A 10,066-nucleotide genomic window follows, 5' to 3' on the forward strand; every position below is an offset into this window, starting at 1 on the left:
TTCTCGCATCTGCGCTTCAATTTCTTTTGAGTAAGGTTTTATCTTGGGTCGATTTTAAATAAAGTTTATGAGTTGCATCATTATAATTCTTAAATTGAACTTGCCTAAATTAATTTGTGCTCATTCCTAAGTCATAACCCGCACCAACAGAGCTGGCAATTTTCTGACCACGTTGTAACCTTGCGGGTAAGCGTGCACTATCACCGCCATCTAAGACACCCGCAAGCACATCTAAAGCATAGGCTTCCCAGTCTTTTTCTGCGACAGCTAAACTCGGCACTTTATAAGCCATTAAAATATATGGCACCTCCGAAGGCAACTGCACCGTCATACGCCGCACACCTACCTGTGGCATTTCTTTTTGAGGCTTAAGTGATTTAATATCTTGAGCAGGAATAGCAGAAAAATACTGCTCAGCTAACTTAAACACCTCTTTCGCCTGCACATCACCTACTACCACCAAAGTTGCATTATTAGGTGCATACCATGCTTGATACCACTGCTGTAAATCTTCGACTTGATAATTTTCAATATCTGACGGCCAACCAATGACAGGATTCCTATAAGGCGAATTAGTATATGCCATCGCCATCAAGTATTCTTGTAACTTGGCACGCGGCTGATCTTCAGTACGCATACGCCGTTCTTCCATCACGACTTGCAGTTCTTTTTTTAGTTCATCTGCGAGCAAATGCAAATGCTGCATCCGATCTGCTTCCAGTGCAAAACTAATGGCCAAACGCGACTTCTCCAAGGTTTGAAAATATGCGGTATAATCTCGCCCAGTAAATGCATTTTCCCTGCCGCCATTTTCTGAAATAATTTTAGAAAACTCACCTGCTGGGTGTTTATCTGTACCTTTAAACATCATATGCTCAAGCATATGGGAAATACCGGTAAGACCAGAGGGTTCATAACTTGAACCAACTTTATACCAAATTTGCGTAACCACAACCGGTGATCTATGTTGTTCTTTAACTAAAACTTTAAGTCCATTAGCGAGCCTATACTCTTGGACTTCAGTCGCGCTAACGCTGAATGAATAAAAAAATAAAAATATAAAAAGACGAACTATCATTGATTACCTTCTCTGTACAGTGAACGATAAAATACAATATTAAGTATATTATTTTATCTTAGATAGCCATTAAAATAACCAACAAAGCATGACAAATACAAAAAATAATATCACCTGGAAAAACTACCTTGAACTTTGCAAGCCTAGAGTGGTTGCACTATTGGTATTTACAGCTAATGTTGGCATGCTCTTGGCTGTTCCGGGTATGCCACCCATCGCTCTTTTCTTATATGCAACACTCGGTATCGGTTTAGCCTCAGCCTCTGCTGCTGCGATTAATCATTTTATAGATCAAAAAGCCGATGCCCAAATGGCGCGCACACAGAACCGCCCCTTGCCTCAAGGTGATCTAAATTCAAAAAATGTACTATTTTTTGCCGCGATACTAGGCATTACCGCAATGTTGATACTGGTTTTTCTAGTCAATACACTAACGGCTGTGCTTACTTTTGTTTCGTTAATTGGTTATGCGGTCATTTATACCGTGTATTTAAAGCGCATGACACCACAAAATATTGTCATTGGTGGTGCGGCTGGTGCAGCACCACCTCTTTTAGGTTGGTGCGCTATGACGGGTGAAGTTCACCCTTATGCGCTACTGCTATTTCTATTGATTTTTGTTTGGACACCACCCCATTTCTGGGCGCTTGCCATTGCTAGACGTGATGAATATGCAAAAGTAAATATCCCTATGCTACCTGTTACACACGGCATAGAGTTTACTCGCTTACATATTTTATTTTATACCATCTTATTATTTATCGTCACCTTGCTGCCCTATCTAACAGGCATGAGTGGCTTGATATATCTAATACCAAGCTCGCTATTGAGCTTGGGGTTTATTTATTTTGCGATAAAAATGATGCGCACGAAAGAAGATAAAACAGCGATGCAAACCTTTGCTTATTCAATCGTCTATTTGATGCTACTATTTGCGGCATTACTACTTGACCATTATTTTCGATATACGCTTTAAATTGCAACCGCCCTAATTCTCTCACAGGAGAAGCTAGGGCGAGGCCAATGACTGTTAATTTAGTATAGGGATGCCTTCCCTTATACTTTTAATTTCTGAATAGCCTCTTACAATACGAGTAATAACTGTCAAATAAATTTACGGTCTTTATTTGCTCAAAATAGACCATGCAAACCCCAATACTCACCTCGTAAAATCAACTACGCCTAAACCAAAAATAACAACCGATTGATAACATTAAATATTATTCTCGATCGAATAATTCCTTACATACTGTCTAACAAAAATAGCAATTGTCTGACGCTCTTTTAGGTAGCGTCTAAACAAACTATTAATATCAACTGGCGTCAGATAAACATACACACCCACACCTGTACGCATTGTAAACTCTGCAGTTAAAGTATCTATAAAGGCTAAACGACTTGCTTCAACAGTACTAGATTCGTATATTGCACTCATTTTCTTCACCACTTGCTTGCTTTGTTACCTTACTCATTAACAAGCATAATCCATGCCTATTCCACAAGCTCTAGCACTACCTTGCCTTTGCCATGCCCTTGCTCAACTTTAGAATGTGCTTGAGATGCTTTTGCTAGCGGCATTATTTGCTCAACATAGATCTGTAGCTCTCCGGCATTAATCCGATCAACACATTGCTTTAAAATGGCCACATGCTGATCACGCGCCCTATCTAAATGACGTAATAAAGGTGTTAACATCAACTCAAAAGCAATACTTAAATTACGCACTCGTGCCTCGGAAAGGTCAACTTGATCAATAGCTAATAATGTCACAATGCGCCCAAAATAGGCAATTAATGGAATACTTTGCACAAAAACATCCCCGCCTACAGTATCCAAAACCAAATTGACTCCCTGCCCACCCGTCAATGCATTTACCCGCTCTAATACATTTTCTTGGCTATATAAAATAACCTCATCAGCCCCTAGCAACTTAACGAATTCCGCTTTTTCAACTGTGCTAACCGTAGTAATAACACGCGCTCCCTTGTGTTTAGCTAGCTGAACAGCCACATGACCAACGCCACCTGCGCCCGCATGGATCAACACTGTCTCACCAGCTTGTAGCCGCCCACGATCAAATAAAGCCCCCCAAGCAGTAATCAACACTAAAGGCGCGGCTGCCGCTGTGGTAAATGAGATATCAGGCATCAAACTTAACCAACGTTGATCTAACACAGAAAATTCTGCATAACAGCCTTGCTCATCTCCTAAACCACCATGACACGCCCAGACTTTATCGCCTATGTTAAATTCTGTCACACCTGCACCAATCGCAACCACTTCACCTGCCAGGTCACACCCCAGTACAGCGGGTAGTTTGTCAGGATAAAACATCGCCATACGCCGCACTTTCGTGTCAATGGGGTTGACACCTGCAGCACGAATTTTCACCTTAACTTGTGTAGGCTGCATTATTTCAGGCTCTGCTATTTCGGTATACTCGAGCACCTCTGGACTACCTGCTTTTGTCATTATGACTGCTTTCATCATCCTCACCTTTTAAAATATTAATCTACTCACTTGTTTGCGTTACCATTTTAAGCTAGTGCATAAGTATGTACGTATACCCTACCATAATGCCTAGCTTTAAATGTTATAGCCAATGCTCCCGATAGTCCGCATAATCATAGCGTTTTAAACAATTTAAAACGCCTGCATCTAGGCTGTAAATATCTGGGTAGTTATAACCATTAAATCGATTTGCTTTCACTAAGGTGTAAGCACCCACCTTAGGAAAGCTAATAGTGTCACCTATTTTTACAACATGTAAAAAAGTATACTCACCAAAGACATCACCCGCCAAACAGGTTGAACCAACTAACATGACTTGATAAGTGCCCTGTTCATGACTCTCTAATATCTCAGGTTGACGCTGATACTCAAACACTTCAGGATTATGATTAACTGAGGTATCTAAAACAGCAATGACTTTACCATCACTAACAAAACAATCAATAACAGTGGCTACCAAGCTTACGGCATCACCAATCACCGCTTTACCCGGCTCTATATAAATCTCTAAAGCATACTCCTGACGTAATGTCCGTATAAGTTGAATAAAATCTTGATGATCATTTATATTTTTAAATAAATACCCTCCGCCTAAATTTAACCATTGTAATTGCTTAAAATACCTACCTAACTGCTGCTGTAATTTATCCAAAGTTTGCAATAGCGCCCCATAATCATATTGTGAAAAAACAGTATGAATATGTAAACCCGAAAGCCCAACTATATCCTGTGCCTCTATCGTATTAATATCAACACCTAACTTTGAATACAGACGACAAGGATCAAAGCGCTTATCAGGTACAAAAGAAAGTTTTGGATTAATGCGTAAACCTTGAGCAACTTGCTTATGCCCTGCATTAGAAAACATCTGCTGCTGGCTTAAAGAATTAAAACTGATATGACTGCAAACTTGATTAAGCTGGCCAATTTCATTAGGCCTGATACCGGGGGTAGTAAGGTGTATACTTTGCTGTTTATCTAATACTTCATAGGCTAATTGAGCTTCAAACAAAGAACTCACAGAAAAACCATCAACATGCGGTTTAAGCCGCTCTAAAAGCGAAATTAACGGTAAAGCCTTGATAGAATATAAAACGCGACAACCAGACAGCGCTCGTAAATCATTTAATAGTTCAATTGATTCTTGTAGAGCTTGTTGATCAATAACAAAAGCAGGGGATGTAGGGAGCTTAGACATTTAATAAAAAAGAGAAAATGTAGGGCAGACTTTAGTCCGCCTATGTAAGGAATGGGGATTTTATAACTTGTTGATTCTGGCTTGTCTTTGTGTTTGCCTTTAGGCTTTGTGACAACTCTTCCGCTAATACTTCTTATAATCAAAGAAATAACTATCTTGCTATTTTACAGTCTCATACCAGTAGGGCGTACTTTTCTTAGTATAATATAATAACTACCAATACATCTTTCCTCTATAAATCAATCAATATGCCTAATTCAAAAATCATCTATACCAAAACCGATGAAGCCCCTGCTTTAGCGACCTGTTCTTTTTTACCTATTGTGCAGGCTTTTAGTAAAGCAGCAGGGATTTTAATTGAAACTAAAGATATTTCACTGGCAAGCCGTATTTTAGCTAATTTCCCAGATAAATTAACAGAGGCACAGAAGCACCATGATGCTTTAACCGAACTAGCTCAACTCACTCAATCACCTGATGCCAATATTATTAAGCTACCCAATATCAGTGCCTCTGTACCGCAATTACTGAAAGCGATTAAAGAATTGCAGAGCTTAGGCTTTGATATTCCGAATTACCCTGAAGCTCCGAGTAATGTAATAGAAAAGGACATTAACACCCGTTACGCCAAAGTATTAGGCAGTGCCGTTAACCCTGTTTTACGTGAAGGCAACTCAGACCGCCGTGTTGCAGCCCCTGTTAAAGAATATGCAAAAAAACACCCACACACGATGGGTGCATGGTCGAAAAATTCAAAAACACATGTTAGCTCAATGACTGATGGAGATTTTTATGGCAATGAAAAATCGATTGTTATAAAAGAGGCGGACAATGTAACCATTGAATTCATTGATACCTCTGGTACAACTCAGATACTTAAACAAAACACACCGGTATTAGCAGGTGAAATCCTTGATGCATCAGTGATGAGCTGTAGCGCTTTATGTGCTTATTTTGAACAAGAAATGCAGACAGCCAAAGCTGAAGACGTAATGCTATCATTGCATCTCAAAGCAACCATGATGAAAGTATCTGACCCGATTATTTTCGGTCATGCGGTTGATGTTTATTACCAAGAAGTCTTTGCCAAATACGCGGACACCTTCGAGTCACTCGGCATTAATACGCGCAATGGCTTAGGCGATGTTTATGCAAAAATCACCAATTTACCCGATGAGCAACGTTTAGCAATTGAAGCAGATATTCAAGCTGTCTATCAATCACGCCCTGCTTTAGCCATGGTCAATTCTGATAAGGGCATTACTAATTTACACGTCCCTAATGATGTCATTATTGATGCCTCCATGCCAGCAGCTATTCGTTTTTCTGGAAAAATGTGGGGTAAAGATGGGCAATTACATGATACCAAAGCGCTTATCCCTGACCGCAGTTATGCCGGTGTTTTTCAGGCAACAATTGATTTCTGCAAACAGCACGGTGCCTTTGATGTTACAACGATGGGCACGGTCAGCAATGTCGGCTTGATGGCACAGAAAGCTGAAGAATACGGCTCGCATGATAAAACCTTTGAAATACCCGCCCAAGGGTCAGTACGCGTTACCGATAAAGCGGGCAATATTTTATTAGAACATAAGGTTGAAGCTGGCGATATCTGGCGCATGTGTCAAACCAAAGATTTACCGATACAAGATTGGGTTAAATTAGCTGTTACTCGTGCACGCTTAACTGGATTACCGGCTATTTTTTGGTTAGATAACAAACGCGCTCATGATGCTAACTTAATCACGAAAGTTGAAACTTATCTAAAAGACCATGATACCCATGGCTTAACCATTAAAATCATGGCACCCATTGAAGCAATTAATTACACGCTCTTACGCGTGCAAGCAGGTGAAGACACAATCTCTGTTACAGGTAATATTTTGCGTGATTATTTGACTGATTTATTCCCTATTTTAGAGTTAGGTACTAGCGCAAAAATGCTCTCTATCGTGCCCTTACTCGCAGGCGGCAGTTTATTTGAAACAGGAGCGGGTGGATCTGCACCTAAATTGGTTGAACAACTATTAGCAGAGAATCATTTAGCATGGGATTCTTTAGGTGAATTTTTAGCCCTAGCCGTATCCTTAGAGGATTTAGCTGAAAAAACCCATAAACCTTCCATACAAGTGCTGGCAAATGCCTTAAATAAAGCTAACAGCCTATACTTAAATAACAATAAATCACCATCCCATACTATCGGTGCGGGTGATACGCGTAGCAGCCATTATTATTTAGCCATGTACTGGGCGCAATCCTTAGCCGAACAAACAGAGGATAAAGCCTTACAAGCTAAATTTATCCCTATCGCTCAACAGCTAAGTGACAATGAAAGTAAAATCGTTACAGAACTCAGCCCTACGCATGTGGGTCATGTTGATATTGGCGGCTATTACCTCCCGAATAAAGAGCTCGTTGAGCAAGTTATGCGCCCGAGCGCTTGTTTTAACGCGATTATTTCTGCTTAGCCTGAATGTCTCGTAGGAGTGGCTTTAGCCTCGATTTCATACAAGTCGTCGCTAAAGCCCCTCACACAAATACCCTTCCTATTCATTAGCCCCTGTGAATAAGCTACGTTTTATTTTATACTTAGAAAATAATTCCTGTTTTAATTCAATTTATAGAGAACCCTATGTCTAAACCATTAATCTTACACATGCTAACCACAGCAAAAAATTTAAGTCCTTTTGATGTCAATATGGCCGTTGATGCAGGCTGGGTTTCTGCCATACCTTATACCAATGTTGAGCCTGATGAAGTTCAGGGCTTAGTACAAGATGCTATTTTTTCACGTAGTCCTAAAGGATTGAAATTCACCGGTTTTTTTATTGGCGGCCGTGATACTAAACAAGCGATGGATATGTTAAAAGCGGCAACTGAAGCTATGTTTCCTCCATTTCAAGTGTCCGTTTTTGCTGATCCAAGCGGTGCATTTACCACTGCAGCGGGCATGGTTGCGGTTGTTGAAGATCAACTAAAAACCAAATTTAGCACAGATTTAGCGGGTAAAAACACCCTTATTTTGGGTGGTACAGGACCAGTAGGCCAAGTGGCAGCCGTTTTAGCCGCTCAAGCCGGTGCCAATGTGCGCATTATTGGCCGTCAATTAGATAAAGCACAGCGCATTACTGATATGTGTAACCAAGAATTCGGAGCAGGTAAAATTACTATTACTGCAGGTGCTGATGCAGATAAAGCAGAATATATTAAAACTGCCGATGTGGTCTTTGCTACAGGCGCAGCAGGCATTGAACTATTAAGTGCTGAATTAATTGCTTCAGCACCACAATTAAAAGTCGCAGCGGATGTTAATGCAGTTCCACCATCTGGTGTTGCTGGTTTAGATCCTTTTGACAATGGTAAAGCTATTGCTGGCTCTCAAAGTGGTGCTGTTGGTGTTGGTGCTTTAGCGATTGGCAATGTGAAATACCAAGTGCAAAGCAAATTACTAAAAACGATGATTGAAAAAGATCATCCACTTTACTTGCACTTTGAGCATGCTTTTGCAGCAGCTCGCGAATATATTCAAGCGTCTAAATAAACCTTTTACCTCCACCCAATTGTCGTAGGATATGCCGAGGAGCGAAGCGTATCATTTACCTGATGCGCTTCCTACTACCAACACATCCTACTATGAGCTTAATACCTATGGATAATAAAAAGCTACACTCGTCGTTCCCATTCCTGCTAAAAGCATACAGGAGCGAGACGCAGTACAGCTGAAAATTATGGATAACCAAGTATCCATCTCCATAGCATTTAACCAACTTTTTAAACAAGGACACCTCATGGCCAAAAGAAGCATATTACACATGTTCGACCCCATGCAAAATAACAGCCCTTTTGATATCAATATGGCATTAGACTGTGATTTTGACGTACTCATGCCCTATTCTAATGTAAGATTAGAAAGCATAGGCCGATTAACGCAAGATGTTATTTTTTCTCGCGGCCCTTCGGGAGTCAAACAAACGGCTATTTTCATTGGTGGTCGTGATCTAGGCGTCGCAGTAGACATGCTTAATGGCGCAAAAAAAGCCATGGTTCCCCCCTTTGAAGTCTCAGTTTTTGCTGATCCTAGTGGTGCTTTTACAACAGCAGCCGCATTAGTTGCTTGCGTAGAAAAAGAACTAAAAGAAAAACATAATAAAGCATTAAAAGACTGTAAAGCACTCGTATTTGGCGGCACAGGACCTGTGGGTATCGCTACCGGCGTCACGACATCACTAGCTGGCGCGCAAACGACTTTAGTGGATCATTTTTCAAAAGAATCTGCTCAAAGCCTTGCTGAAGAATATAATCGCCGCTTTAACTCTACTCTCTCGGGTACAGTAGCGACTTATGATGAAGATAAAATTGCCCTCATTGAAGATGCCGATATTATTTTTTGTACCGCAAAAGCAGGTATACAAATTTTAAATGCAGAAGTATTAAGCCATGCCAAAAAGCTCAAAGTAGTTGGCGATGTCAATGCCGTCCCGCCATCCGGTATTGCAGGCATTCAACTGAATGATTTTGGGGCACCCTTAACGCATGCTACAGCCTCTAAAAATGCCGTTGGTATCGGCCCTTTAGCCGTAGGCAATATCAAATACAAAGTTCAGCATGCCTTGCTTGAATCCATGCTAAGCGGCGACAAACCCGTTTACCTAGACTTTATAGCAGCATTTGATAAAGCGAGAGACTTGTTAAAATAAAAACTATAAAAAAGAGCTGCCAACTTAAAGTAAAATAGCTCCTCATGTAAAAAACTAGGGATGAGCAACGCCTCTCTGCCCACCACCAAGGCCGCACTACGGCAGGCAGGTATTGTCCATCCTACCAACAGCACAAGGAAAACCAATTTTATTACCGCACACAGGCATTTAATGCTACGGGGCAGTAAGAGGCCTTAGCACTTTGGCTGATTATGAAAAATTCACCAACCTCATTGTCGCCAAAGACAATCCCTACCCAGTCGACGACGTACCCATGGTTTTTGTGAGCTTCACGCGGTCTTTCTTTATAATTTTTTTCCTACTTTTTCTAGTAAGTTAATAGTGACATTTTCATGCCCCGAAACTGCCTCAATATAATGGCTTTTATGAAAAAGAAACCGCTTTTCAACCAAATTCCACATAACAATTGCCCCTCCTATAGTTATCAAAATAACCTCTGTACACGACAAAAAATTATCAAGTACTCTGTTCACTATAAAAGCCCTTGTTCTCCGAGCTAGGGCGCAGTAAAGAAATCAACTTCTTCCTCAATTTCTTGGACTGAGAAAACGTATTAAATAA

Annotated in this window: 8 protein-coding genes and 1 pseudogene; 4 read left to right on the forward strand and 5 right to left on the reverse strand. The window is 40.6% G+C overall.

Annotation, left to right across the window (positions count from 1 at the left end):
* Window positions 1-127 precede the first annotated feature (127 nt).
* Window positions 128-1,078: pseudogene (locus BQ7314_RS07905) on the reverse strand (M16 family metallopeptidase); the annotation flags it as partial.
* 88 nt (window positions 1,079-1,166) lie between these two features.
* Here BQ7314_RS07905 and cyoE point away from each other — a divergent pair.
* The gene (gene cyoE, locus BQ7314_RS07910; protein ID WP_174483161.1) at window positions 1,167-2,054 is read left to right on the forward strand and encodes a heme o synthase; all 888 of its coding nucleotides are present in this window, start codon (window positions 1,167-1,169) and stop codon (window positions 2,052-2,054) included.
* A gap of 237 nt (window positions 2,055-2,291) precedes the next feature.
* On the opposite strand, the gene BQ7314_RS07915 is transcribed toward cyoE, so the two are convergent.
* The 3 genes from BQ7314_RS07915 to BQ7314_RS07925 form a co-directional block, all read right to left on the reverse strand.
* Window positions 2,292-2,513, reverse strand: a complete 222-nt coding sequence (locus tag BQ7314_RS07915) for a hypothetical protein (protein WP_174483162.1) — start codon at window positions 2,511-2,513, stop codon at window positions 2,292-2,294.
* A gap of 56 nt (window positions 2,514-2,569) precedes the next feature.
* A complete protein-coding gene (locus tag BQ7314_RS07920) occupies window positions 2,570-3,565 on the reverse strand; it encodes a zinc-dependent alcohol dehydrogenase family protein (RefSeq protein ID WP_174483163.1) in 996 nt (331 codons plus the stop codon).
* Window positions 3,566-3,671: 106 nt separating this feature from the next.
* A complete protein-coding gene (locus BQ7314_RS07925) occupies window positions 3,672-4,787 on the reverse strand; it encodes a type III PLP-dependent enzyme domain-containing protein (protein WP_174483164.1) in 1,116 nt (371 codons plus the stop codon).
* 242 nt (window positions 4,788-5,029) lie between these two features.
* Here BQ7314_RS07925 and BQ7314_RS07930 point away from each other — a divergent pair, with 242 nt between their 5' ends.
* From BQ7314_RS07930 to BQ7314_RS07940, 3 genes are all read left to right on the forward strand, one after another.
* A complete protein-coding gene (locus tag BQ7314_RS07930) occupies window positions 5,030-7,255 on the forward strand; it encodes an NADP-dependent isocitrate dehydrogenase (RefSeq protein ID WP_425356635.1) in 2,226 nt (741 codons plus the stop codon).
* 164 nt (window positions 7,256-7,419) lie between these two features.
* Window positions 7,420-8,328 (forward strand): NAD(P)-dependent methylenetetrahydromethanopterin dehydrogenase, encoded by a 909-nt coding sequence (locus BQ7314_RS07935; RefSeq protein ID WP_174483166.1) that lies wholly within the window; start codon window positions 7,420-7,422, stop codon window positions 8,326-8,328.
* A 247-nt stretch (window positions 8,329-8,575) separates the two neighbouring features.
* Window positions 8,576-9,484, forward strand: a complete 909-nt coding sequence (locus tag BQ7314_RS07940) for an NAD(P)-dependent methylenetetrahydromethanopterin dehydrogenase (RefSeq protein WP_174483167.1) — start codon at window positions 8,576-8,578, stop codon at window positions 9,482-9,484.
* Between the two features lie 305 nt (window positions 9,485-9,789).
* On the opposite strand, the gene BQ7314_RS07945 is transcribed toward BQ7314_RS07940, so the two are convergent.
* Complete coding sequence (locus BQ7314_RS07945; RefSeq protein ID WP_174483168.1) at window positions 9,790-9,933, reverse strand: hypothetical protein; 144 nt, start codon at window positions 9,931-9,933, stop codon at window positions 9,790-9,792.
* Window positions 9,934-10,066: the final 133 nt, after the last annotated feature.

This window comes from methanotrophic endosymbiont of Bathymodiolus puteoserpentis (Logatchev) (assembly GCF_900128525.1).
Taxonomy (GTDB): domain Bacteria; phylum Pseudomonadota; class Gammaproteobacteria; order Methylococcales; family Methylomonadaceae; genus Methyloprofundus.

Excerpts from the sequence above, each read along its gene's own strand:
- BQ7314_RS07935 (WP_174483166.1), top strand. The coding sequence starts at position 7,420 with ATGTCTAAACCATTAATCTTACACATGCTAACCACAGCAAAAAATTTA.
- BQ7314_RS07940 (WP_174483167.1), top strand. The coding sequence starts at position 8,576 with ATGGCCAAAAGAAGCATATTACACATGTTCGACCCCATGCAAAATAAC.
- cyoE (WP_174483161.1), top strand. The coding sequence starts at position 1,167 with ATGACAAATACAAAAAATAATATCACCTGGAAAAACTACCTTGAACTT.
- BQ7314_RS07920 (WP_174483163.1), bottom strand. The coding sequence starts at position 3,565 with ATGAAAGCAGTCATAATGACAAAAGCAGGTAGTCCAGAGGTGCTCGAG.
- BQ7314_RS07915 (WP_174483162.1), bottom strand. The coding sequence starts at position 2,513 with ATGAGTGCAATATACGAATCTAGTACTGTTGAAGCAAGTCGTTTAGCC.
- BQ7314_RS07925 (WP_174483164.1), bottom strand. The coding sequence starts at position 4,787 with ATGTCTAAGCTCCCTACATCCCCTGCTTTTGTTATTGATCAACAAGCT.